General features: G+C 43.8%; 20 protein-coding genes, 9 tRNA genes, 3 rRNA genes and 1 other annotated feature. All 32 genes read left to right on the forward strand.

Annotated features, from left to right (window positions below):
* Positions 1-800 precede the first annotated feature (800 nt).
* The 32 genes from NST59_RS00510 to rplK all read left to right on the forward strand — a co-directional run bounded on the left by NST59_RS00510 (position 801) and on the right by rplK (position 24,395).
* Positions 801-876, forward strand: a tRNA-Val gene (locus NST59_RS00510).
* 33 nt (positions 877-909) lie between these two features.
* Positions 910-985 (forward strand) — tRNA-Thr (locus NST59_RS00515).
* Between the two features lie 37 nt (positions 986-1,022).
* Positions 1,023-1,098: transfer RNA gene (locus NST59_RS00520), tRNA-Lys, on the forward strand.
* Positions 1,099-1,106: 8 nt separating this feature from the next.
* Positions 1,107-1,189 (forward strand) — tRNA-Leu (locus NST59_RS00525).
* A 30-nt stretch (positions 1,190-1,219) separates the two neighbouring features.
* A tRNA-Gly gene (locus NST59_RS00530) sits at positions 1,220-1,291 on the forward strand.
* Positions 1,292-1,303: 12 nt separating this feature from the next.
* Positions 1,304-1,389: transfer RNA gene (locus NST59_RS00535), tRNA-Leu, on the forward strand.
* Positions 1,390-1,399: 10 nt separating this feature from the next.
* Positions 1,400-1,476: transfer RNA gene (locus tag NST59_RS00540), tRNA-Arg, on the forward strand.
* Positions 1,477-1,483: 7 nt separating this feature from the next.
* A tRNA-Pro gene (locus tag NST59_RS00545) sits at positions 1,484-1,560 on the forward strand.
* An 8-nt stretch (positions 1,561-1,568) separates the two neighbouring features.
* A tRNA-Ala gene (locus NST59_RS00550) sits at positions 1,569-1,644 on the forward strand.
* Between the two features lie 127 nt (positions 1,645-1,771).
* Positions 1,772-3,320: ribosomal RNA gene (locus NST59_RS00555) — 16S ribosomal RNA — on the forward strand.
* A gap of 182 nt (positions 3,321-3,502) precedes the next feature.
* A 23S ribosomal RNA gene (locus tag NST59_RS00560) occupies positions 3,503-6,433 on the forward strand.
* A 61-nt stretch (positions 6,434-6,494) separates the two neighbouring features.
* A 5S ribosomal RNA gene (gene rrf, locus NST59_RS00565) occupies positions 6,495-6,610 on the forward strand.
* The 16S, 23S and 5S rRNA genes sit together here with 9 tRNA genes alongside, the layout of an rRNA operon.
* 177 nt (positions 6,611-6,787) lie before the next feature.
* Positions 6,788-7,252, forward strand: coding sequence for a CtsR family transcriptional regulator (locus NST59_RS00570; RefSeq protein ID WP_003217184.1), 465 nt, complete (start codon positions 6,788-6,790; stop codon positions 7,250-7,252).
* A gap of 14 nt (positions 7,253-7,266) precedes the next feature.
* Positions 7,267-7,824, forward strand: coding sequence for a UvrB/UvrC motif-containing protein (locus NST59_RS00575; protein WP_064497446.1), 558 nt, complete (start codon positions 7,267-7,269; stop codon positions 7,822-7,824).
* 4 nt (positions 7,825-7,828) lie between these two features.
* Positions 7,829-8,920, forward strand: coding sequence for a protein arginine kinase (locus NST59_RS00580; protein ID WP_058838237.1), 1,092 nt, complete (start codon positions 7,829-7,831; stop codon positions 8,918-8,920).
* Entirely contained in the window at positions 8,917-11,352 is a 2,436-nt protein-coding gene (gene clpC, locus NST59_RS00585) for an ATP-dependent protease ATP-binding subunit ClpC (RefSeq protein ID WP_007496263.1), read from the forward strand. The genes NST59_RS00580 and clpC overlap by 4 nt, the downstream gene beginning before the upstream one ends.
* 93 nt (positions 11,353-11,445) lie before the next feature.
* On the forward strand, positions 11,446-12,825 hold the full coding sequence (gene radA, locus NST59_RS00590; protein ID WP_203129126.1) for a DNA repair protein RadA: 1,380 nt from the start codon (positions 11,446-11,448) through the stop codon (positions 12,823-12,825).
* A gap of 2 nt (positions 12,826-12,827) precedes the next feature.
* Positions 12,828-13,907 (forward strand): DNA integrity scanning diadenylate cyclase DisA, encoded by a 1,080-nt coding sequence (disA, locus tag NST59_RS00595; RefSeq protein WP_024425581.1) that lies wholly within the window; start codon positions 12,828-12,830, stop codon positions 13,905-13,907.
* 153 nt (positions 13,908-14,060) lie between these two features.
* A complete protein-coding gene (locus NST59_RS00600) occupies positions 14,061-15,161 on the forward strand; it encodes a PIN/TRAM domain-containing protein (RefSeq protein WP_047203808.1) in 1,101 nt (366 codons plus the stop codon).
* 13 nt (positions 15,162-15,174) lie between these two features.
* Positions 15,175-15,864, forward strand: a complete 690-nt coding sequence (ispD, locus tag NST59_RS00605; RefSeq protein ID WP_039175965.1) for a 2-C-methyl-D-erythritol 4-phosphate cytidylyltransferase — start codon at positions 15,175-15,177, stop codon at positions 15,862-15,864.
* Between the two features lie 3 nt (positions 15,865-15,867).
* Complete coding sequence (gene ispF, locus NST59_RS00610) at positions 15,868-16,344, forward strand: 2-C-methyl-D-erythritol 2,4-cyclodiphosphate synthase (RefSeq protein ID WP_003216928.1); 477 nt, start codon at positions 15,868-15,870, stop codon at positions 16,342-16,344.
* 94 nt (positions 16,345-16,438) lie between these two features.
* Positions 16,439-17,890, forward strand: coding sequence for a glutamate--tRNA ligase (gene gltX / locus NST59_RS00615; protein ID WP_039175968.1), 1,452 nt, complete (start codon positions 16,439-16,441; stop codon positions 17,888-17,890).
* Positions 17,890-18,120 (forward strand) — a binding site (T-box leader). Its footprint overlaps the gene before it by 1 nt.
* Positions 18,121-18,202: 82 nt before the next feature.
* A complete protein-coding gene (cysE, locus tag NST59_RS00620; protein WP_034283914.1) occupies positions 18,203-18,856 on the forward strand; it encodes a serine O-acetyltransferase in 654 nt (217 codons plus the stop codon).
* Positions 18,853-20,253 (forward strand): cysteine--tRNA ligase, encoded by a 1,401-nt coding sequence (gene cysS / locus NST59_RS00625; RefSeq protein WP_034283904.1) that lies wholly within the window; start codon positions 18,853-18,855, stop codon positions 20,251-20,253. The genes cysE and cysS overlap by 4 nt, the downstream gene beginning before the upstream one ends.
* Positions 20,254-20,256: 3 nt before the next feature.
* The gene (locus tag NST59_RS00630; RefSeq protein ID WP_024425587.1) at positions 20,257-20,688 is read left to right on the forward strand and encodes a Mini-ribonuclease 3; all 432 of its coding nucleotides are present in this window, start codon (positions 20,257-20,259) and stop codon (positions 20,686-20,688) included.
* A complete protein-coding gene (gene rlmB, locus NST59_RS00635) occupies positions 20,672-21,421 on the forward strand; it encodes a 23S rRNA (guanosine(2251)-2'-O)-methyltransferase RlmB (protein WP_024425588.1) in 750 nt (249 codons plus the stop codon). The genes NST59_RS00630 and rlmB overlap by 17 nt, the downstream gene beginning before the upstream one ends.
* 2 nt (positions 21,422-21,423) lie before the next feature.
* Positions 21,424-21,936 carry a ribosome-dependent mRNA decay endonuclease Rae1/YacP gene (gene rae1, locus NST59_RS00640; protein ID WP_024425589.1) on the forward strand — a complete coding sequence of 171 codons (513 nt, stop codon included), beginning with the start codon at positions 21,424-21,426 and terminating at the stop codon, positions 21,934-21,936.
* 63 nt (positions 21,937-21,999) lie between these two features.
* On the forward strand, positions 22,000-22,656 hold the full coding sequence (gene sigH, locus NST59_RS00645) for an RNA polymerase sporulation sigma factor SigH (protein WP_008345424.1): 657 nt from the start codon (positions 22,000-22,002) through the stop codon (positions 22,654-22,656).
* Between the two features lie 76 nt (positions 22,657-22,732).
* Positions 22,733-22,882 carry a 50S ribosomal protein L33 gene (gene rpmG, locus NST59_RS00650; protein WP_008356502.1) on the forward strand — a complete coding sequence of 50 codons (150 nt, stop codon included), beginning with the start codon at positions 22,733-22,735 and terminating at the stop codon, positions 22,880-22,882.
* Between the two features lie 34 nt (positions 22,883-22,916).
* On the forward strand, positions 22,917-23,093 hold the full coding sequence (secE, locus tag NST59_RS00655; RefSeq protein ID WP_008345422.1) for a preprotein translocase subunit SecE: 177 nt from the start codon (positions 22,917-22,919) through the stop codon (positions 23,091-23,093).
* A 171-nt stretch (positions 23,094-23,264) separates the two neighbouring features.
* On the forward strand, positions 23,265-23,798 hold the full coding sequence (gene nusG, locus NST59_RS00660; protein WP_003217197.1) for a transcription termination/antitermination protein NusG: 534 nt from the start codon (positions 23,265-23,267) through the stop codon (positions 23,796-23,798).
* A 171-nt stretch (positions 23,799-23,969) separates the two neighbouring features.
* A complete protein-coding gene (gene rplK, locus NST59_RS00665) occupies positions 23,970-24,395 on the forward strand; it encodes a 50S ribosomal protein L11 (protein WP_003216956.1) in 426 nt (141 codons plus the stop codon).
* Positions 24,396-24,402 lie beyond the last annotated feature (7 nt).

The following is a 24,402-nucleotide window of genomic DNA, read 5'->3' on the forward strand; positions in this document are numbered from 1 at the left end:
AACTGGTCTTTTTTGTGTTTTTGAATGATTTGCTTCTATATAATAGGTTGTTAAAGTAAAAATACGTTGTTCCCACGTGATTGCTACATAAATCAAACTTCATGCTCCTTCAATTTAACATGTCGGTCATCATATGAACCGGCAGCTCAAATCATCAAGGGCATCACTAAAAGCATAGAAAACCTCACCTTGGTCTAAATAGATATAGAAAGACGATGTATAGGGCTACTAAATAGAAAGACCTCATCCCGAAGGGGTTGGTCAGCCATTGTTGAATTTTCAAATTTAAAAAGATAGAAGAAATGAAAAAAACGATACTCATTTTATATCTCCTGCTAAAATTTTATATCGATGATAAAGCTGTTGAATATTTGAAGCAGCAGAAAAAAATGATGCGAAACGATTTGCTGAAAAATAGTAAAGGCCAGCAACATTTTCACACTTTTTTATGCGAAAAAGATTTCTCAGAAAAATAAAATAATAACAGAACTTCTTATTTAAATGTTTTTATCCAGAGATATATGAAATAAAATTAGGGTATAGAAGCTTCAAAAATGCTGTTTCCACAGTGATAAAGCCTTATTAGAACTCTTTTTAACAAAAAAACATAAAAAAATGAAAAAAAGGCTTTTAAAATGATGAGACAAGTGGTAAACTTCTTTAGGTGCCTTAACGAAAAGATGAAAAAACAGCTTTAAAATAAATTCAAAAATTATTTTAAAAAAGTCTTTACAAACAATATCTTATCGTTATATAATACTATTTGTCAGATCGAGAGACACTTCGAAACGACACAATATGGAGGATTAGCTCAGCTGGGAGAGCATCTGCCTTACAAGCAGAGGGTCGGCGGTTCGAGCCCGTCATCCTCCACCATATTTATTCTTACATAATGTTAGGATAGATAAAGCCGGTGTAGCTCAACTGGTAGAGCAACTGACTTGTAATCAGTAGGTTGGGGGTTCAAGTCCTCTTGCCGGCACCACTTTCATATGGTAAGATAGACAAGTCGCTTTTAAAGCGAGCCATTAGCTCAGTTGGTAGAGCATCTGACTTTTAATCAGAGGGTCGAAGGTTCGAGTCCTTCATGGCTCACCATGTTTCATGCGGGTGTGGCGGAATTGGCAGACGCGCTAGACTTAGGATCTAGTGTCTTTATGACGTGGGGGTTCAAGTCCCTTCACCCGCATTGCCAAATAAAATAAAGAAATCCTGTAATGCGGAAGTAGTTCAGTGGTAGAACACCACCTTGCCAAGGTGGGGGTCGCGGGTTCGAATCCCGTCTTCCGCTTATACCATCCACGCCGGGGTGGTGGAATTGGCAGACACACAGGACTTAAAATCCTGCGGTAGGTGACTACCGTGCCGGTTCAAGTCCGGCCCTCGGCATTATAAATAAGCGCCCGTAGCTCAATTGGATAGAGCGTTTGACTACGGATCAAAAGGTTAGGGGTTCGACTCCTCTCGGGCGCGCCATTAAGATCGGGAAGTAGCTCAGCTTGGTAGAGCACTTGGTTTGGGACCAAGGGGTCGCAGGTTCGAATCCTGTCTTCCCGACCATCTTTTATGGGGCCTTAGCTCAGCTGGGAGAGCGCCTGCCTTGCACGCAGGAGGTCAGCGGTTCGATCCCGCTAGGCTCCACCAATATGATCTTTGAAAACTAAACAAGACAAAACGTACCTGTTAATTCGAGTTTTTATAAAAAAATCCTATGATACTTCATAGGTAGTCAGTCAAACGCTGACGAAAAACAAAACTTCGGTTTTGTACTTTTTCGGAGAGTTTGATCCTGGCTCAGGACGAACGCTGGCGGCGTGCCTAATACATGCAAGTCGAGCGGACAGAAGGGAGCTTGCTCCCGGATGTTAGCGGCGGACGGGTGAGTAACACGTGGGTAACCTGCCTGTAAGACTGGGATAACTCCGGGAAACCGGAGCTAATACCGGATAGTTCCTTGAACCGCATGGTTCAAGGATGAAAGACGGTTTCGGCTGTCACTTACAGATGGACCCGCGGCGCATTAGCTAGTTGGTGGGGTAATGGCTCACCAAGGCGACGATGCGTAGCCGACCTGAGAGGGTGATCGGCCACACTGGGACTGAGACACGGCCCAGACTCCTACGGGAGGCAGCAGTAGGGAATCTTCCGCAATGGACGAAAGTCTGACGGAGCAACGCCGCGTGAGTGATGAAGGTTTTCGGATCGTAAAGCTCTGTTGTTAGGGAAGAACAAGTGCGAGAGTAACTGCTCGCACCTTGACGGTACCTAACCAGAAAGCCACGGCTAACTACGTGCCAGCAGCCGCGGTAATACGTAGGTGGCAAGCGTTGTCCGGAATTATTGGGCGTAAAGGGCTCGCAGGCGGTTTCTTAAGTCTGATGTGAAAGCCCCCGGCTCAACCGGGGAGGGTCATTGGAAACTGGGAAACTTGAGTGCAGAAGAGGAGAGTGGAATTCCACGTGTAGCGGTGAAATGCGTAGAGATGTGGAGGAACACCAGTGGCGAAGGCGACTCTCTGGTCTGTAACTGACGCTGAGGAGCGAAAGCGTGGGGAGCGAACAGGATTAGATACCCTGGTAGTCCACGCCGTAAACGATGAGTGCTAAGTGTTAGGGGGTTTCCGCCCCTTAGTGCTGCAGCTAACGCATTAAGCACTCCGCCTGGGGAGTACGGTCGCAAGACTGAAACTCAAAGGAATTGACGGGGGCCCGCACAAGCGGTGGAGCATGTGGTTTAATTCGAAGCAACGCGAAGAACCTTACCAGGTCTTGACATCCTCTGACAACCCTAGAGATAGGGCTTTCCCTTCGGGGACAGAGTGACAGGTGGTGCATGGTTGTCGTCAGCTCGTGTCGTGAGATGTTGGGTTAAGTCCCGCAACGAGCGCAACCCTTGATCTTAGTTGCCAGCATTCAGTTGGGCACTCTAAGGTGACTGCCGGTGACAAACCGGAGGAAGGTGGGGATGACGTCAAATCATCATGCCCCTTATGACCTGGGCTACACACGTGCTACAATGGACAGAACAAAGGGCTGCAAGACCGCAAGGTTTAGCCAATCCCATAAATCTGTTCTCAGTTCGGATCGCAGTCTGCAACTCGACTGCGTGAAGCTGGAATCGCTAGTAATCGCGGATCAGCATGCCGCGGTGAATACGTTCCCGGGCCTTGTACACACCGCCCGTCACACCACGAGAGTTTGCAACACCCGAAGTCGGTGAGGTAACCTTTATGGAGCCAGCCGCCGAAGGTGGGGCAGATGATTGGGGTGAAGTCGTAACAAGGTAGCCGTATCGGAAGGTGCGGCTGGATCACCTCCTTTCTAAGGATATATGGAGCAGCGTATGTTTTCGTCTTGTTTAGTTTTGAAGGATCATTCCTTCAAAACATGTCTCTAGCGAGACAGGATTGTTCTTTGAAAACTAGATAACAATAAGTAATACATTCACATTGAATGCAATGCAAAGTTCATCACACATAGTGATTCTTTCTAAAGTAAGAAATGGTTAAGTTAGAAAGGGCGCACGGTGGATGCCTTGGCACTAGGAGCCGATGAAGGACGGGACGAACACCGATATGCTTCGGGGAGCTGTAAGCAAGCTTTGATCCGGAGATTTCCGAATGGGGAAACCCACTGCTCGTAATGGAGTAGTATCCATACTTGAATACATAGAGTATGAGAAGGCATACCCGGGGAACTGAAACATCTAAGTACCCGGAGGAAGAGAAAGCAAATGCGATTCCCTGAGTAGCGGCGAGCGAAACGGGAACAGCCCAAACCAAGAGGCTTGCCTCTTGGGGTTGTAGGACACTCTATACGGAGTTACAAAGGAACGATATAAGCGAAGAGGTCTGGAAAGGCCCGCCAAAGAAGGTAACAGCCCTGTAACTGAAATGTTGTTCTCTCCAGAGTGGATCCTGAGTACGGCGGAACACGTGAAATTCCGTCGGAATCCGGGAGGACCATCTCCCAAGGCTAAATACTCCCTAGTGACCGATAGTGAACCAGTACCGTGAGGGAAAGGTGAAAAGCACCCCGGAAGGGGAGTGAAATAGATCCTGAAACCGTGTGCCTACAAGTAGTCAGAGCCCGTTAACGGGTGATGGCGTGCCTTTTGTAGAATGAACCGGCGAGTTACGATCCCGTGCAAGGTTAAGCAGAAGATGCGGAGCCGCAGCGAAAGCGAGTCTGAATAGGGCGCATGAGTACGTGGTCGTAGACCCGAAACCAGGTGATCTACCCATGTCCAGGGTGAAGTTCAGGTAACACTGAATGGAGGCCCGAACCCACGCACGTTGAAAAGTGCGGGGATGAGGTGTGGGTAGGGGTGAAATGCCAATCGAACCTGGAGATAGCTGGTTCTCTCCGAAATAGCTTTAGGGCTAGCCTCAAGGTAAGAGTCTCGGAGGTAGAGCACTGATTGGACTAGGGGCCCCTACCGGGTTACCGAATTCAGTCAAACTCCGAATGCCGATGACTTATCCTTGGGAGTCAGACTGCGAGTGATAAGATCCGTAGTCGAAAGGGAAACAGCCCAGACCGCCAGCTAAGGTCCCAAAGTATACGTTAAGTGGAAAAGGATGTGGAGTTGCTTAGACAACCAGGATGTTGGCTTAGAAGCAGCCACCATTTAAAGAGTGCGTAATAGCTCACTGGTCGAGTGACTCTGCGCCGAAAATGTACCGGGGCTAAACGTATCACCGAAGCTGCGGACTGTTCTTACGAACAGTGGTAGGAGAGCGTTCTAAGGGCTGTGAAGCCAGACCGGAAGGACTGGTGGAGCGCTTAGAAGTGAGAATGCCGGTATGAGTAGCGAAAGACGGGTGAGAATCCCGTCCACCGAATGCCTAAGGTTTCCTGAGGAAGGCTCGTCCGCTCAGGGTTAGTCGGGACCTAAGCCGAGGCCGAAAGGCGTAGGCGATGGACAACAGGTTGATATTCCTGTACCACCTCCTCACCATTTGAGCAATGGGGGGACGCAGGAGGATAGGGTAAGCGCGGTATTGGATATCCGCGTCCAAGCAGTTAGGCTGGGAAATAGGCAAATCCGTTTCCCGTAAAGGCTGAGCTGTGATGGCGAGCGAAATTTAGTAGCGAAGTTCCTGATTCCACACTGCCAAGAAAAGCCTCTAGCGAGGTGAGAGGTGCCCGTACCGCAAACCGACACAGGTAGGCGAGGAGAGAATCCTAAGGTGATCGAGAGAACTCTCGTTAAGGAACTCGGCAAAATGACCCCGTAACTTCGGGAGAAGGGGTGCTTCTTAGGGTGTTAAAGCCCCGAGAAGCCGCAGTGAATAGGCCCAGGCGACTGTTTAGCAAAAACACAGGTCTCTGCGAAGCCGTAAGGCGAAGTATAGGGGCTGACGCCTGCCCGGTGCTGGAAGGTTAAGAGGAGCGCTTAGCGTAAGCGAAGGTGCGAATTGAAGCCCCAGTAAACGGCGGCCGTAACTATAACGGTCCTAAGGTAGCGAAATTCCTTGTCGGGTAAGTTCCGACCCGCACGAAAGGCGCAACGATCTGGGCACTGTCTCAACGAGAGACTCGGTGAAATTATAGTACCTGTGAAGATGCAGGTTACCCGCGACAGGACGGAAAGACCCCGTGGAGCTTTACTGCAGCCTGATATTGAATGTTGGTACAGCTTGTACAGGATAGGTAGGAGCCTTGGAAACCGGAGCGCTAGCTTCGGTGGAGGCATCGGTGGGATACTACCCTGGCTGTATTGACCTTCTAACCCGCTGCCCTTATCGGGCAGGGAGACAGTGTCAGGTGGGCAGTTTGACTGGGGCGGTCGCCTCCTAAAATGTAACGGAGGCGCCCAAAGGTTCCCTCAGAATGGTTGGAAATCATTCGCAGAGTGTAAAGGCACAAGGGAGCTTGACTGCGAGACCTACAAGTCGAGCAGGGACGAAAGTCGGGCTTAGTGATCCGGTGGTTCCGCATGGAAGGGCCATCGCTCAACGGATAAAAGCTACCCCGGGGATAACAGGCTTATCTCCCCCAAGAGTCCACATCGACGGGGAGGTTTGGCACCTCGATGTCGGCTCATCGCATCCTGGGGCTGTAGTCGGTCCCAAGGGTTGGGCTGTTCGCCCATTAAAGCGGTACGCGAGCTGGGTTCAGAACGTCGTGAGACAGTTCGGTCCCTATCCGTCGCGGGCGCAGGAAATTTGAGAGGAGCTGTCCTTAGTACGAGAGGACCGGGATGGACGCACCGCTGGTGTACCAGTTGTTCTGCCAAGGGCATCGCTGGGTAGCTATGTGCGGACGGGATAAGTGCTGAAAGCATCTAAGCATGAAGCCCCCCTCAAGATGAGATTTCCCATTCCGCAAGGAAGTAAGATCCCTGAAAGATGATCAGGTTGATAGGTCTGAGGTGGAAGCGTGGTGACACGTGGAGCTGACAGATACTAATAGATCGAGGACTTAACCTATATTCTAATGTGAAACATGAACATTGTTATCTAGTTTTGAGAGAACATTCTCTCCATCAGGTTTGGTGGCGATAGCGAAGAGGTCACACCCGTTCCCATACCGAACACGGAAGTTAAGCTCTTCAGCGCCGATGGTAGTTGGGGGTTTCCCCCTGTGAGAGTAGGACGCCGCCAAGCTTCTATCAGGATCAGTTCCATTTGGAACTGGTCTTTTTTGTGTTTTTTGGAGGTTTGGCACCATATAAATGTGGAAATAATATTGTTAGTTGAGCGATTATCTTGAAAAATCGACCGAAAAAATTTATAGTAAGATTAAAGTCAAATATAGTCAAAGTCAATGGAGGAGGAGGCGGAGTGGCACAAAATATTTCTGATATCATCGAGCAGTATTTGAAGGAAGTCTTGGATCAGAACGGTCGAGAAATATTAGAAATTAAACGCAATGAAATTGCAGATAAATTTCAATGCGTACCTTCACAAATTAACTATGTTATCAATACACGCTTTACGAGCGAGAGAGGCTATATCGTTGAAAGTAAGCGTGGCGGCGGTGGCTATATCCGCATCATTAAAGTCAAAATGAATGATGAAGTGGACTTATTGAACAACATTATTTCCCAAATATATCATCGTTTATCACAGGCTGCATCTGATCACATCATCATGCGTCTTGTTGAAAATAACATTTTATCTGAAAGAGAAGCTAAGATGATGATTAGTGTCATGGACCGTTCTGTATTGCATATTGATTTACCTGAACGTGATGAACTCCGGGCTCGGATGATGAAAGCGATGTTAAATGCTTTGAAATTAAAGTAAAGCGGGTGAAAAGATTGATTTGTCAAGAATGTAATGAGAGACCAGCCACTTTTCACTTTACGAAAGTTATAAATGGAGAAAAACAAGAAATGCACATATGTGAACAATGTGCAAAAGAAAACAGTGATTCATATGCTATGAGTGGAAACCAAGGTTTCTCGATTCACAACTTATTATCAGGCTTATTAAATATTGATCCTAGCTTCACCACAAGTGCTAACAAGAGCTCGTCTATTTTTCAAGAAGCAAAAGAAGTGGATCAATGTCCTAAGTGTGGCTTAACCTTTCAGCAGTTCAGAAAAACAGGCCGATTTGGCTGTGCAGAATGCTATCGTACATTTGATCAGTATCTGAACCCTGTTTTACGGAAAGTCCATAGTGGAAATACAGTCCATAATGGGAAAGTCCCAAAACGAATTGCCGGCAGCCTGCATGTCCGCCGGAAACTTGAGTTAATGCAGCAAGAGCTGAAGCAGCTGATTGAACAGGAAGAGTTCGAAAAAGCAGCAGAAGTTCGAGATCAAATTCGTGCATTAGAGCATGAGCAATCTCAGCAGAGGGAGGGAGATTAACGACATGTCGCTCCAGCATTTTATTCAAGACGCTCTAAGTCAGTGGATGAAACAAAAAGGACCAGAAAGTGACATTGTTCTAAGCAGTCGAATCCGGCTAGCGCGCAATCTAGAGCATGTTCGTTTCCCAACTCAGTTTTCTCAAGAAGAAGCTGAAGCTGTTCTCCAGCAATTCGAGCAAAAGTTTGCTAGCCAGGAAGTGAAGGACATTGGAAACTTTGTTCTGATTCGAATGAATGAAACGCAGCCTTTAGCAAAGAGAGTACTTGTTGAAAAACATTTGATCAGCCCCAATTTAGCTGAATCAAGATTTGGCGGCTGTTTGCTTTCTGAAAATGAAGAAATCAGTGTGATGTTGAATGAAGAAGACCATATTCGAATCCAATGCTTATTCCCAGGTTTTCAGCTAGCCAATGCACTAAAAGCGGCTAATCAGGTAGATGACTGGATTGAAGAGCAAGTGGATTATGCATTTTCTGAAAAGCGAGGATACTTAACAAGTTGTCCGACTAATGTAGGTACAGGTATTAGGGCTTCGGTCATGATGCATTTACCGGCATTAGCGCTCACGAGACAAATGAATCGTATTATTCCCGCCATTAATCAATTAGGACTTGTGGTCAGAGGAATTTATGGTGAGGGCAGCGAAGCAATAGGGAACATCTTTCAAATTTCAAATCAAATGACACTTGGTCAATCAGAAGAAGACATTGTAGATGACTTGAATAGTGTGACCGCTCAGCTCATTGAACAAGAGCGATCTGCACGAAAAGCATTATATCAAACATCTAAAATTGAACTTGAGGACAGAGTGTACCGGTCCTTAGGGATTTTGGCTAATTGTCGTATGATTGAATCAAAAGAAACAGCAAAGTGTTTGTCAGATGTGCGGCTTGGAATTGATTTAGGTATCATTAAGGGGCTTTCAAGTAATATACTGAATGAACTCATGATTTTGACCCAGCCTGGTTTCCTTCAACAATATTCAGGAGGAGCCTTGGAGCCAAATGAACGAGATATAAAACGAGCAGCGATTATTAGAGAAAGGCTGCGCTTAGAAATGCATAGGAATGGACAGGAGGATGAAACGATATGATGTTTGGAAGATTCACTGAAAGAGCTCAAAAGGTATTAGCACTTGCACAAGAAGAAGCCATTCGCCTAGGCCATAAGAATATTGGTACTGAGCACATTTTACTTGGCCTTGTACGTGAAGGGGAGGGCATCGCTGCCAAAGCGTTAGAAGCACTGGGCCTTGTTTCAGATAAAATCCAAAAAGAAGTCGAAAGCTTGATTGGAAGAGGGCAAGAGGTGTCTCAAGCTATTCCTCATTATACGCCTAGAGCGAAGAAGGTCACTGAGCTTTCAATGGATGAAGCAAGAAAGCTAGGTCATTCCTATGTAGGGACAGAACATATTCTATTAGGTCTTATTCGTGAGGGAGAGGGTGTCGCTGCCCGTGTCTTAAATAACCTAGGAGTGAGCTTAAATAAAGCACGTCAGCAAGTCCTGCAGCTGCTTGGAAGCAATGAAACAGGTGCATCTGCGGCAGGCTCTAATAGCAATGCAAATACACCAACACTTGATAGCTTGGCAAGAGATTTGACTGCTATTGCAAAAGAGGACAGCTTGGACCCAGTCATTGGCCGAAGCAAAGAAATTCAACGTGTCATTGAGGTTCTAAGTAGAAGAACAAAAAATAACCCTGTGCTGATTGGTGAGCCTGGTGTTGGTAAAACAGCCATCGCAGAAGGTCTTGCACAGCAAATTATTCATAACGAAGTGCCTGAAATCCTGCGTGATAAACGAGTGATGACACTGGATATGGGAACCGTTGTAGCTGGAACGAAATATCGTGGTGAATTCGAGGATCGTTTGAAAAAAGTCATGGACGAAATTCGTCAGGCAGGAAATATCATTCTCTTTATCGATGAGCTTCATACACTCATTGGTGCTGGTGGAGCAGAGGGTGCAATTGATGCGTCTAATATTCTAAAACCATCTTTAGCACGTGGTGAGCTTCAATGTATTGGAGCGACAACATTAGATGAGTACCGTAAATACATTGAAAAGGATGCTGCGCTTGAACGACGTTTCCAGCCAATTCAAGTAGATCAGCCTTCTGTTGATGAGAGTATTCAAATCTTAAGAGGACTTAGAGACCGGTATGAAGCACATCACCGTGTGTCTATTACAGATGAAGCGATTGAGGCGGCAGTGAAGCTGTCTGACCGTTATATCTCTGACAGATTCCTTCCAGATAAGGCGATTGATTTAATTGATGAGGCAGGTTCGAAAGTCCGTTTGCGTTCGTTCACAACACCGCCTAACCTAAAAGAACTAGAGCAAAAGCTGGATGAAGTACGCAAGGAAAAGGATGCGGCAGTTCAAAGTCAAGAATTTGAAAAAGCAGCTTCTCTTCGCGATACAGAGCAGCGTTTGCGTGAAAAAGTAGAAGTTACAAAGAAATCATGGAAAGAAAAGCAGGGACAAGAGAATTCAGAGGTATCTGTAGATGATATCGCAATGGTCGTTTCCAGCTGGACGGGAGTGCCTGTTTCAAAAATTGCTCAAACGGAGACAGATAAGCTTCTGAATATGGAACAATTACTCCACTCTCGTGTGATCGGGCAGGATGAAGCAGTTGTTGCTGTAGCGAAAGCTGTGAGACGTGCGCGTGCAGGCCTAAAAGATCCAAAACGTCCAATCGGTTCCTTTATCTTCTTAGGACCAACAGGGGTTGGTAAAACAGAGCTTGCAAGAGCACTCGCCGAGTCTATTTTCGGTGATGAAGAAGCAATGATCCGTATTGATATGTCTGAATACATGGAGAAACACTCTACATCCAGACTTGTTGGGTCACCTCCAGGATATGTCGGTTATGATGAAGGTGGACAGCTGACTGAAAAAGTGAGAAGAAAACCTTATTCTGTCGTTCTATTAGACGAGATTGAAAAGGCTCATCCAGATGTATTTAATATCTTACTGCAAGTATTAGAAGATGGTCGTCTGACGGATTCTAAAGGGCGTACCGTTGACTTTAGAAATACGATTTTGATTATGACATCAAACGTTGGAGCTAGTGAGCTGAAGCGCAATAAATACGTTGGCTTTAACGTGCAGGACGAAAGTCAAAATTACAAGGATATGAAAGGCAAAGTGATGGGCGAGTTGAAACGTGCGTTTAGACCTGAGTTTATCAACCGTATTGATGAAATCATTGTCTTCCACTCGCTTGAGAAGAAACATCTCAAAGAGATCGTGTCTCTCATGTCTGATCAATTGACAAAACGATTAAAAGAACAAGACCTATCAATTGAATTGACGGAAGCAGCAAAAGCGAAGATTGCCGACGAAGGAGTAGATCTTGAGTACGGTGCGCGTCCGTTAAGAAGAGCGATTCAAAAGCATGTAGAAGATCGACTTTCTGAGGAGCTTCTGAAGGGCAATATTGAAAAAGGTCAACATATCGTATTAGATGTGGAAGATGGAGAAATTGTCGTAAAAGCGACGGCTGCTACGAACTAATATAGTAAGAAAAAAGTGTGAGGCATACCAGCAAGGTGTATGCCTCCCTTTACTTATTTTCTGACCAGTATAAGGAGTTGTATTCTTCAATCTATGGCTAAGACAAAATCAAAATTTATATGCCAATCGTGCGGTTATGAGTCAGCCAAATGGATGGGGAAATGTCCAGGCTGCGGCACGTGGAACAGTATGATAGAAGAGGTCGTTCGCAAAGAGCCGGCAAACCGTCGTAGTGCTTTTAATCATTCTGTTCAAACCATTCAAAAACCTTCACCTATATCTGCAATTGAAACATCCGAAGAACCCCGAATTAAAACGAATTTAGAAGAATTTAACCGAGTATTAGGAAGTGGAATTGTCAAAGGCTCTCTTGTTCTCATTGGCGGAGACCCTGGGATTGGGAAGTCCACTTTATTATTACAAGTATCAGCACAGCTCTCAGATAAAAATCAGAATGTGTTGTACATATCTGGTGAGGAGTCCATTAAACAAACGAAGCTAAGAGCGGACCGCCTTGGTATTGAAAGCGCCTCTTTACATGTTTTGGCTGAAACCGATATGGAGTATATAACGTCTGCTATACAGGAGATGAAACCTGCTTTTGTTGTGGTGGATTCGATTCAAACCGTTTATCAAAGCGATATCACGTCAGCTCCCGGCTCTGTATCTCAAGTAAGAGAATGTACAGCACAGCTGATGAAAATTGCCAAGACAAATGGGATTCCTATTTTTATCGTTGGTCACGTGACCAAAGAAGGCTCGATCGCAGGTCCACGCCTTTTAGAGCATATGGTGGATACAGTTCTTTATTTTGAAGGCGAGCGTCATCATACGTTTCGTATCTTACGGGCGGTTAAAAACCGATTTGGTTCAACGAATGAATTGGGGATCTTTGAAATGAGAGAGGAAGGACTCACGGAAGTATTAAACCCATCAGAAATCTTTTTAGAAGAGCGGTCGGCAGGTGTATCTGGTTCGTGTGTTGTTGCCTCAATGGAAGGAACAAGACCCGTACTTGTCGAGATACAGGCATTAATTTCCCCGACAAGCTTTGGGAATCCGCGAAGAATGGCCACTGGCCTTGATCATAATCGAGTATCGCTGCTCATGGCAGTTTTAGAAAAACGCGTGGGGCTGCTGCTGCAAAACCAAGATGCGTATTTAAAGGTCGCAGGCGGTGTGAAGCTTGACGAACCGGCGATTGACTTAGCTATTGCCGTCAGTATTGCATCAAGCTTTAAAGACGCAGCGCCGCATCAAGCGGATTGCTTTATAGGAGAGGTCGGTCTGACGGGAGAAGTCAGAAGAGTATCAAGAATTGAACAGCGAGTGCAGGAAGCTGCGAAACTAGGATTTAAGCGAATGTTTATTCCTCAGGCGAATATAGACGGATGGAAAAAGCCGAGAGGGATTGAGTTAGTTGGTGTAGAAAATGTAGCGGAGGCACTTCGAATTTCACTAGGGGGATCATAGAAATGGAAAAAGAGAAAAAAGGAGCGAGAGAACTCGATCTCTTAGATATTGTACAGTTTGTGGCACCAGGAACACCTCTGCGGGCAGGGATTGAAAACGTCTTGCGAGCCAATACTGGCGGGCTCATTGTTGTTGGTTATAATGACAAAGTAAAGAGTGTGGTAGATGGAGGATTTCACATTAATTCTGCCTTCTCTCCAGCACATTTATATGAATTGGCGAAGATGGACGGGGCTATTATTCTTAGCGATTCTGGTCAAAAAATCTTGTATGCGAATACACAGCTGATGCCAGATGCCACCATCCATTCATCGGAAACAGGCATGAGGCACCGGACGGCTGAACGTGTAGCGAAGCAGACAGGCTGCTTAATCATTGCCATTTCTGAACGGAGGAACGTCATTACCTTATACCAAGGGAATCGTCGTTATACGCTGAAAGATATTGGTTTTATTTTAACAAAGGCGAATCAAGCCATTCAAACACTTGAGAAATATAAAACCATTTTAGATCACGCCATTTCTGCGTTAAGCGCCCTAGAATTTGAAGAGCTTGTGACCTTTGGTGATGTATTATCCGTGCTGCACCGCTACGAAATGGTTCTTAGAATCAAAAATGAAATCAATATGTATATCAAAGAGCTTGGAACAGAGGGACACTTGATCCGTCTGCAGGTCAATGAGCTGATTACAGATATGGAGCAGGAAGCGGCTTTATTTATTAAAGATTACGTGAAAGAAAAGATCAAAGATCCGTATGTGCTGCTTAAACAACTTCAAGATATGTCGAGCTTTGAGCTTTTAGATGATTCCATTCTGTACAAGTTACTTGGATATCCAGCTTCTACAAATATTGACGAATATGTGTACACAAGAGGATACAGGTTGCTCCATAAAATCCCTAGATTGCCAATGCCGATCGTTGAAAATGTGGTTGAAGCATTCGGTGTGCTAGATCGAATTATGGAAGCCGATGTACAAGAATTGGATGAAGTAGAAGGAATTGGAGAAGTAAGAGCGAAAAAGATAAAAAAAGGATTAAAAAGGTTACAAGAAAAACATTATATCGACCGTCAGCTTTAAGAAGAGAAATTTTTCTCTATTACGGTTAAAAATGGATGAATATGGGTATATTAATGATGGTTTTGTTTTCTGTTGCTCATGATAGGAAACTTAAACATATATCAATGTCAGATGAAGGTGGATTGACAGATGAAAAATAAAGGAGGTGAAGGTATGTTAAAAAGAATCGTTCAGGCGTTTTTTATCATTTTTGGTGCAGTTGTGGGGATTTTTATCATTCCAGAGTTATTTCTGCTTTTAAATGTAAAGGACATACCTTTCATAACAAATGCTTACTCTTCAGCACTAATAGGAGCCGCTGTATTCTTGATCATCGGCAAATGGTGCACAGGTTATGTGGTAAATTGGGTGAAATGGATCGAGGATTCTCTATTGAAGGCGCCTCTTCCTGATCTTATATCTGGAAGTTTCGGATTAGTATTTGGACTTATTCTAGCATATCTTATTGTAAACGTGATCCCGCTAAACAATATCCCATATCATATTTTTGGTACCATTATTCCGATTTTCCTGGCTTTCTTTTTAGGATACCTTGGGTTTCAGGTAGGCTTTAAGAAGAAGGATGAAATGATGGGGCTGTTCTCCCGGTCTGCAAAGGTCAGCAAGAAAAAAGGAGCAGCTGATGATGAACCTGAAATAGAAGATAAAAAGCTGAAAATTTTAGACACAAGTGTTATCATTGATGGAAGAATCGCAGATATTTGCCAAACTGGATTCTTAGAAGGCGTCATGGTTATTCCTCAATTTGTACTCGAGGAATTACAGCATATTGCAGACTCCTCAGATGTATTAAAGAGAAATAGAGGCCGAAGAGGTCTTGATATTTTAAATCGTATTCAAAAAGAGTTGGATATTAAAGTTGAAATTTACGAAGGTGACTTCGAAGACATTCAAGAGGTTGATAGCAAGCTTGTGAAGCTCGCGAAATTAACTTCAGGTGTTGTTGTGACCAATGATTTTAATTTAAATAAAGTATGCGAACTTCAAAAAGTAGCAGTGTTAAACATCAATGATCTAGCCAATGCGGTTAAACCGGTTGTACTGCCTGGGGAAGAAATGAAGGTACAGGTCATCAAAGATGGGAAAGAGCATAACCAAGGTGTTGCTTACTTAGATGACGGTACGATGATTGTGGTCGAAGAAGGACGCAATTACATTGGAAAAGACATCGATGTACTCGTCACTAGTGTGCTGCAGACTGCTGCTGGAAGAATGATTTTTGCGAAGCCAAAACTTCTGGAGAAGGCGCTCTAAAGGGAGAACGAACATGTATTATGAAGTAGTTATTCCGGCTGCGGGGCAGGGGAAACGAATGAAGGCCGGCCGCAATAAGCTTTTTATCGAGCTGAAAAGAATGCCGGTCATCATTCATACATTAAAGGTGTTTGACGCTCATTCACAATGCAAACGCATGATCCTAGCGATCAATGAGGAGGAGCGTCAAGACTTTGAAAGGCTACTCAAGGTACACGCTTTTCAAACGCCTGTTTCACTTGTCACTGGCGGTGAAGAACGTCAGCAAAGTGTATACGAAGGATTAAAGGCTGTGAAAGATGCGGACATCGTGCTTGTTCATGATGGGGCAAGGCCTTTTATTAAGCATACACAGATTGACTTGCTCGTTAAAGCAGCGATTGAAAAAGGCTCCGCAGTTGTAGCGGTACCAGTGAAAGACACAATCAAACGCGTTCAAGAAGGCAAAGTGGAACAAACCATTGAACGTCAGAGCTTGTGGGCGGTCCAGACCCCACAAGCTTTTCGTCATTCTATTTTAAAAGAGGCGCATGAACATGCGGAGCGGACAGGCTTCCTTGGAACAGATGACGCCAGTCTTGTTGAACAATTACATGGCGAGAATGTGTATATTGTCCAAGGAGACTATACCAATATTAAGCTGACAACACCGGATGATTTATTGGTTGCCAAGGCAATTATGGATGCGGAAAGAGGGTACTAGATCATGTTGAGAATAGGACAAGGCTTTGATGTACATCAATTAACAGAGGGGAGACCTCTGATTATCGGGGGGGTCACCATCCCTTATGAAAAGGGACTGCTAGGGCATTCAGACGCTGACGTACTGCTTCACACAGTGGCAGATGCCTGCCTGGGTGCGATTGCTGAAGGAGATATCGGCAGACATTTCCCAGACACAGATCCTGAGTTTAAGGATGCAGATTCTTTTAAATTATTGCAGCATGTGTGGGCACTTGTGAAAGAAAAAGGTTACACACTTGTGAATATTGACTGCACCATCATGGCGCAAAAGCCCAAAATGGCACCTTACATTCAACCTATGTGTGAGAAAATTGCAGAAGCGCTTGAGGCAGATGTCACACAGGTGAACGTCAAAGCAACAACGACAGAGAAACTCGGATTTACAGGAAGAGGCGAAGGAATTGCTTCTCAGGCAACAGTGCTTCTTCAGAAAAAGTAAAATCCATTTTGATGAGAATGGGTTTTGATGATAAAATACGTTTATAAAAAATTGGTGTCAGACAACATGATGCAGATGAAAGGAAGTTAAACTCATGGGAAATGAAGTGCGTGTTCGTTATGCACCGAGTCCAACTGGTCATTTACATATTGGGAATGCTAGAACGGCTCTTTTCAACTATTTGTTCGCACGCAGCCAAGGCGGCAAATTTATTATTCGAATCGAGGATACGGATCAAAAGCGTAATGTAGAAGGCGGGGAGGAAAGCCAGCTTCGCCACCTGCAATGGCTCGGTATTGATTGGGATGAGAGCATTGATAAAGATGGCGGTTACGGTCCTTACAGACAATCAGAGCGAAATGATATTTACAAAAAATATTATGACGAGCTCTTAGAGAAGGACTTGGCGTATAAGTGCTATTGTACGGCTGAAGAGCTAGAGGCAGAGCGTGAAGCACAAATCGCCCGCAGTGAAATGCCTCGATATTCTGGTAAATGCAGTCATTTATCAAAAGAAGAAGAGGACAAGCTAATTGCTGAAGGAAGAGAGCCAAGCATCCGCTTCCGAGTGCCAAAAGGAGAAATCATCAAATTTGACGACATGGTTAAAGGCGATATTTCGTTTGAAACAGATGGCATCGGTGATTTTGTTATTGTGAAGAAAGATGGCACGCCAACTTATAACTTTGCCGTAGCCGTGGATGATCATTTGATGAAAATGACTCACGTTCTTCGCGGAGAGGATCATATTTCAAATACGCCTAAACAAATTATGGTTTTTAATGCATTTGGCTGGGATGTTCCGCTATTTGGACATATGACGTTGATTGTGAACGAAAACCGCAAGAAATTAAGTAAACGTGATGAATCAATTATTCAATTCATCGAGCAATATAAGAATTTAGGATATTTACCTGAAGCTCTGTTTAACTTCATTGCATTACTTGGATGGTCTCCAGTGGGCGAAGAAGAACTGTTTACAAAAGAGCAATTCATCGACATTTTCGATGTGAATCGACTTTCTAAGTCACCAGCTCTATTTGATATGCATAAACTAAAATGGGTGAACAACCAATACGTGAAAGCACTTGATCTTGATCAGGTTGTGGCACTAACACTTCCGCATCTTCAAAAAGCAGGCAAGGTAAGTGAGCAGCTGACAGAAGAAGAAAACACATGGGTACGCAAGCTTATTTCTCTGTATCACGAACAATTAAGCTACGGAGCAGAAATTGTTGAGTTAACAGAGTTGTTCTTTAAGGAGCAAATTGAGTATAATCAAGAGGCAAAGGAAGTTCTAGCAGAGGAGCAAGTACCAGAAGTCATGGCATCTTTTGCAGGTCAGCTTGAACAGCTTGAGTCTTTCACACCTGATGAAATCAAGGCTGCCATTAAAGCGGTACAAAAAGAAACAGGGCATAAAGGCAAGAAACTATTCATGCCGATTCGTGTGGCTGTCACAGGACAAACGCATGGCCCAGAACTTCCGCAAAGTATTGAATTACTAGGTAAAGAAACGGTATTAAACCGCATTAAACAAATATAAGGAAATCGTTGCGAGGGAGAAGTACAATGTACTCGTCCATCACAGAAAGAGTCTCCACCGGCTGAAAGAGACTTATGGGCAGACGTTGGAAATGCACCCTCAAGACCCTTGAGGAACACGTACGTTAGTATGCAAGGGCGGTACCCTCCGTTATGGGATTAAGTTGAGAAGGCTGAAAGATAAGTGGCTTTCTAAACAGAGTGGAACCGCGTTTTCAAAACGTCTCTGTCATTTGGCAGAGGCGTTTTTTATTTGTCCAAAAAAAGAGAGCAAGTCCTAAGAGAGATTGATGGGGAAGAACGGGGGGAGCATGTGTTTTTCAAAATGCTGAAAGAAGATATTGATACTGTGTTTGATCAAGATCCTGCTGCTAGAAGCTATATTGAAGTAGTGCTAACCTATTCAGGGCTTCATGCGATTTGGGCTCACCGTATTGCGCACGCATTTTATAAGCGGAAGCTGTATTTTATTGCGCGGATCATTTCTCAGGTCAGCCGTTTTTTCACAGGGGTGGAAATTCACCCGGCGGCAACCATTGGCAGGCGGTTCTTCATTGATCACGGCATGGGTGTTGTGATCGGGGAAACATGTGAAATTGGAGACAACGTCACTGTTTTCCAAGGCGTGACATTAGGGGGAACAGGGAAAGAAAAGGGAAAGCGGCATCCGACCATTTTAGACGATGCCCTCATTGCGACAGGTGCCAAGGTGCTTGGTTCCATTACAGTTGGAAAAGGAGCCAAGATTGGAGCGGGGTCGGTTGTGTTAAAGGACGTACCCGACCATTCCACCGTTGTCGGTATACCTGGGCGAGTCGTCGTTCAAAATGGAAAGAAAATCAATCGTGATCTCAATCATCAAGATTTGCCAGATCCAATTTCCGATCGTTTTAAAGAATTGGAACGAGAAATGGAAAAGCTAAAAGGTGAGCTGGCTTCATTGAGCAGAAAGGAAGAACAATCATGACAATCAATATTTATAATACATTGACACGTAAGAAAGAAGAATTTGTCCCGCTTGAGCCAGGAAAGGTCAAGATGTATGTGTGCGGACCAACCGTTTATAACTACATTCATATCGGGAATGCTAGACCTGCTATTGTTTATGACACTGTACGTAAGTATTTAGAATACAGCGGTTACGATGTGAACTTTGTATCAAACTTTACAGATGTGGATGATAAACTCATCAAAGCAGCCAATGAACTCGGAGAGGATGTGCCGACAATTGCTGACCGGTTTATCCAAGCTTACTTTGAAGACGTCAGTGCACTAGGCTGCAAAAAAGCAGACCTTCACCCGCGAGTAACGGAAAACATGGATGATATCATTGCGTTTATTGCGACATTGATTGAAAAAGGCTACGCCTATGAAGCAGATGGCGACGTGTATTACAGCACACGCTCATTTGAAGGCTATGGAAAGCTTTCACATCAATCGATTGATGAACTGAAGACAGGTGCCCGTATTCGTGTAGGTGAAAAGAAACGAGATGCACTGGACTTTGCCCTATGGAAGGCTGCAAAGGATCAGGAAATCTCATGGGATAGCCCATGGGGCGAAGGACGCCCAGGCTGGCATATCGAATGCTCGGCAATGGTCAAAAAATATTTAGGTGATACGATCGACATTCATGCTGGCGGACAGGATCTAACATTCCCACACCATGAGAATGAAATTGCCCAATCTGAGGCTTTGACAGGGAAGCCTTTTGCGAAGTATTGGATGCATAACGGGTATATTAATATTGATAATGAAAAAATGTCAAAATCACTTGGCAACTTTGTGCTGGTGCATGACATTGTGAAAGAACAAGATCCTGATGTGCTCCGCTTCTTTATGTTGTCGGTTCACTATCGTCACCCAATTAACTACTCAATGGATTTATTAGAAAGTACAAAGAGTGCATTTAACCGACTCAAAACATCGTATGCGAATTTACACCATCGCCTTGAGAGCAGCACGAATATCACGGAAGACAATGCTGAATGGCTGGCAAAAATTGAAGAACAGCGTGCGACATTTATTTCTGAAATGAATGATGACTTCAATACAGCAAATGCGATCTCTGTTTTATTCGAATTAGCGAAACAGGCGAATTATTATATGGAAAATGATCATACTTCGGAGGAAGTGATCAAGGCATTTATCGGCTTGTTCCAAGAAATTACGTCTGTTCTTGGCTTCTCATTAGAAGAAAAGCACACGCTTGACGAAGAGGTAGAAGCGTTAATTGAAAAACGTAATGAAGCTAGAAGAAATCGTGATTTTGCCCTATCTGATCAAATTCGTGACCAATTAAAGAACATGAATATTGTGTTGGAGGACACTCCTCAAGGTACTCGCTGGAAAAGAGGAGAATAGGCAATGTTGAATTTTGAAAAGCTGAAAGACGGTAAACAGCTGAACGGACTTGCGCTAGCTTATATGGGTGATGCCATTTTTGAAGTATATGTGAGGCATCACCTCCTCCAAACGGGGGCGACAAAACCAAATGAGCTGCACAAACGAGCAAGCAAAATTGTTTCAGCTAAATCACAGGCTGCTATTTTATTTACGCTTCAGCAGCAAGGCTTTTTCACTGAAGCAGAAGAAGCGGTGCTGAAAAGAGGAAGAAACGCAAAATCAGGCACAGTGCCTAAAAACACAGACGTTCAAACGTATCGTTATAGTACAGCGTTTGAAGCGCTCATGGGTTATTTATTTATCGAAAAGCAGGACGAACGCTTAGAAGAGCTGATTGGTCAGGCGATTGAAATCGGAACGTCAGGGAGGAAGACAAATGAGTCAGCAACATGATTATGTCATTGGGAAAAATGCAGTGATTGAGACACTGAAGTCAGATCGGGAGTTATACAAGCTCTGGATGGCAGAAAACACTGTAAAAGGACAAGCCCAGCAGGTCATTGAACTCGCTAAAAAGCAAAATATCACCATTCAGTATGTTCCGAGGAAAAAGCTTGATCAAATGGTGACAGGTCAGCACCAGGGAATCGTTGCACAAGTAGCAGCATATGAATATGCAGAATTGGACGATCTGTATCAAATTGCTGAAAAGCGGAATGAGCAGCCATTCTTTCTGATTTTAGATGAAATTGAAGATCCGCATAATTTAGGATCGATTATGCGTACGGCAGATGCTGTAGGGGCACACGGGATTGTCATTCCAAAAAGGAGAGCGGTCGGTCTAACAACAACAGTTGCTAAGGCATCCACTGGAGCAATTGAGCATATTCCTGTTGCAAAAGTGACCAATCTTTCAAGAGCCCTTGATGAAATGAAAGAAAGAGGAATCTGGGTTGCGGGAACAGATGCGTCTGCTAAACAGGATTACAGACAATTTGATGGTACAATGCCGCTGGCTCTTGTGATTGGCAGTGAAGGAAAAGGTATTGGCCGATTGATTAAGGAAAAGTGTGATTTTCTGATTAAACTGCCTATGGCCGGGAAGGTTACTTCTTTAAATGCATCAGTTGCCGCTGGTCTATTGATGTATGAAGTGTATCGAAAACGTTATCCGTTAGGAGAATAGAGATGGATATCCTCTTAGTCGATGGATACAACATGATAGGTGCATGGCCTCAGTTGCAGCACTTAAAGGAAAACAGCTTTGAAGAAGCCAGAGACGTGCTGATTCAACATTTAGCAGAATATCAAGCATACACAGGGTATCGAGTCATTGTCGTATTCGATGCCCATATGGTTAAAGGAATTGAAAAGAAGCGGACCAATCACCGAGTAGAGGTCATCTTTACGAGAGAGAATGAAACGGCGGATGAGCGGATTGAAAAGCTGGCGCAGGATTTGAATAATATTCGGACGCAAATTCATGTGGCAACCTCAGATTTTACGGAACAATGGGCTATTTTTGGACAGGGAGCTCTTCGGAAGTCGGCTCGTGAGCTTTTAAGAGAGATTGAAGTGATAGAACGAAAGATTGAAACGAGAGTCAAAAAGATTACTTCTGATAAACCAGCATCTAAGATTGAATTGTCAGAAGATGTATTGAAAACGTTTGAAAAATGGCGGCGCGGGAATCTGGAATAGCTTGACGATATTTCAACCATTAATGTATAATATTTCTATCTAGGTGCGGTCGGGGGGATCGAAGTGAATCTAAACAACAGCAAGGGTAAGTCCATCAGAGAGCAATTTTGCCAGTTGGAAGATGAACAAGTCATTGAAAGGGTTCATGTCGGAGATAGTGATGCGCTAGATTATTTAATAACGAAATACCGCAATTTTGTACGTGCGAAAGCAAGATCTTATTTCTTGATAGGAGCGGATCGAGAGGACATTGTCCAAGAGGGAATGATCGGACTTTATAAGTCTATCCGCGATTTCAGAGAGGACAAGCTTACTTCATTTAAGGCTTTTGCAGAATTATGTATTACCCGCCAAATTATCACCGCAATTAAAACAGCTACTCGCCAAAAACATATCCCGTTAAATTCCTATGTATCATTAGACAAGCCGATCTACGATGAAGAATCGGACAGAACATTATTGGATGTCATTTCCGGTGCTAAAGCGCTTAACCCAGAAGACTTAATCATTAGCAAAGAAGAATTTGATGATATCGAAATGAAGATGGGTGAACTGCTTAGCGAGCTGGAAAGAAAGGTACTTGTGCTTTATCTTGATGGTAGATCCTATCAAGAGATTTCTGAAGATTTAAACCGTCATGTGAAATCAATTGATAACGCACTCCAAAGAGTAAAGAGAAAATTAGAGAAATATTTAGAGCTTCGCGAGATTAGTCTCTAATCAAACCTATATTGACAGCTTTTTCGACACTGTGATAAGGTACTAATGAAATGATGTCGAGAAAATAGGTGTAAATATGAGGAAAAAGATTACTCTAGCCTGTAAAGACTGCGGAAGCCGCAATTATACGACAATGAAAAGTGTTGCTTCAGCAGCTGAAAGATTAGAAGTTAAGAAATATTGCAAGACTTGTAATTCACATAAAACACATTTAGAAACGAAGTAAGATTTGCGTTCTTTATTCTGTGGAGGTCTTTTACATGCGTATTATCAGTTTCTTAAAAAGTGTCGGAAAAGAAATGAAAAAGGTCAGCTGGCCAAAGAAGAACGAAATGGTCCGCTATACAATTACTGTTATTTTAACAGTCGTATTCTTTGCAATCTTTTTCTCTTTTCTTGATATAGGAATCTCACAATTAATCGAATTAATTCATTAATACTTGAATAATGGTCTGCTGAACGTGCTATAATAGATCATAATATGACTTGCCAAAAAACCCGTTTTACGGGTTTTTTCAATTGCTTGAAAATATTTACCGGTACTCGAGATTCGTCAAATAGACATTATGAAATGTGGGGAGGGAAGGACTAAATAGTCCTGAACGAAAATGGAAAAGAATTGGTATGTTGTGCATACGTACTCTGGCTATGAAAACAAAGTAAAAGCGAACTTGGAAAAGCGTGTTGAATCAATGGGCATGCAGGATAAAATCTTCCGCGTCGTCGTACCAGAAGAAGAAGAAACAGATATTAAAAATGGTAAGAAAAAAGTCGTCAAAAAGAAAGTATTCCCTGGCTATGTCCTAGTGGAAATCGTGATGACTGACGACTCTTGGTATGTTGTTCGTAATACACCGGGTGTCACTGGATTCGTTGGATCAGCTGGATCAGGCTCAAAGCCAACTGCGCTGCTGCCAGGTGAAGCTGAAACCATTCTGAAGAGAATGGGTCTTGAAGAACGCAAAACAGAAATCGACTTTGAGCTCAAAGAAACAGTTAAGGTTATCGATGGACCGTTTGCTAACTTCACTGGCTCTATTGAAGAAATTGATTACGATAAAAGCAAAGTCAAAGTATTCGTTAATATGTTTGGTAGAGAAACACCTGTTGAACTTGAGTTCACGCAGATCGATAAATTGTAATTCAAAAGAGCTTGAAATGAGTGTATAGAAGTGGTAATATAGCAAAGGTACGTCTTGAGTTCACTCAAGATCGCTAGCTAGTTATTTCGTCATTCATATAAAGAATGAAGTTGTTGAGTGGGAGGGGGATTCCCCTATTACCACATCACGGACTTTAAGGAGGTGTGTCTCGTGGCTAAAAAAGTAGTTAAAGTTGTTAAATTGCAAATTCCTGCTGGAAAAGCTAACCCAGCTCCACCAGTTGGACCTGCACTAGGTCAAGCCGGTGTTAATATCATGGGATTCTGTAAGGAGTTTAACGCTCGTACAGCTGACCAAGCTGGTCTTATCATTCCTGTTGAAATTTCGGTTTTTGAAGACCGTTCATTTACATTTATTACTAAAACTCCACCTGCTGCAGTTTTACTTAAAAAAGCAGCTGGTATTGAGTCTGGTTCTGGTGAACCTAACCGTAATAAAGTGGCAACTGTTAAGCGTGATAAAGTACGCGAAATCGCGGAAACAAAAATGCCTGACTTAAACGCTGCTAGCGTTGAATCAGCTATGCGCATGGTTGAAGGTACTGCACGCAGTATGGGTATTGTCATCGAAGATTAATTTTTTG

Source organism: Bacillus sp. FSL R5-0439 (assembly GCF_038008805.1).
In the GTDB taxonomy this organism is placed as follows: Bacteria; Bacillota; Bacilli; order Bacillales; family Bacillaceae; genus Bacillus; species Bacillus safensis.

Excerpts from the sequence above, each read along its gene's own strand:
- cysS (WP_034283904.1), top strand. The coding sequence starts at position 18,853 with ATGACAATCAATATTTATAATACATTGACACGTAAGAAAGAAGAATTT.
- NST59_RS00580 (WP_058838237.1), top strand. The coding sequence starts at position 7,829 with ATGTCGCTCCAGCATTTTATTCAAGACGCTCTAAGTCAGTGGATGAAA.
- rae1 (WP_024425589.1), top strand. The coding sequence starts at position 21,424 with ATGGATATCCTCTTAGTCGATGGATACAACATGATAGGTGCATGGCCT.
- NST59_RS00600 (WP_047203808.1), top strand. The coding sequence starts at position 14,061 with ATGTTAAAAAGAATCGTTCAGGCGTTTTTTATCATTTTTGGTGCAGTT.
- radA (WP_203129126.1), top strand. The coding sequence starts at position 11,446 with ATGGCTAAGACAAAATCAAAATTTATATGCCAATCGTGCGGTTATGAG.
- clpC (WP_007496263.1), top strand. The coding sequence starts at position 8,917 with ATGATGTTTGGAAGATTCACTGAAAGAGCTCAAAAGGTATTAGCACTT.
- ispF (WP_003216928.1), top strand. The coding sequence starts at position 15,868 with ATGTTGAGAATAGGACAAGGCTTTGATGTACATCAATTAACAGAGGGG.
- nusG (WP_003217197.1), top strand. The coding sequence starts at position 23,265 with ATGGAAAAGAATTGGTATGTTGTGCATACGTACTCTGGCTATGAAAAC.
- rpmG (WP_008356502.1), top strand. The coding sequence starts at position 22,733 with ATGAGGAAAAAGATTACTCTAGCCTGTAAAGACTGCGGAAGCCGCAAT.
- NST59_RS00630 (WP_024425587.1), top strand. The coding sequence starts at position 20,257 with ATGTTGAATTTTGAAAAGCTGAAAGACGGTAAACAGCTGAACGGACTT.
- rlmB (WP_024425588.1), top strand. The coding sequence starts at position 20,672 with ATGAGTCAGCAACATGATTATGTCATTGGGAAAAATGCAGTGATTGAG.
- disA (WP_024425581.1), top strand. The coding sequence starts at position 12,828 with ATGGAAAAAGAGAAAAAAGGAGCGAGAGAACTCGATCTCTTAGATATT.
- secE (WP_008345422.1), top strand. The coding sequence starts at position 22,917 with ATGCGTATTATCAGTTTCTTAAAAAGTGTCGGAAAAGAAATGAAAAAG.
- ispD (WP_039175965.1), top strand. The coding sequence starts at position 15,175 with ATGTATTATGAAGTAGTTATTCCGGCTGCGGGGCAGGGGAAACGAATG.
- gltX (WP_039175968.1), top strand. The coding sequence starts at position 16,439 with ATGGGAAATGAAGTGCGTGTTCGTTATGCACCGAGTCCAACTGGTCAT.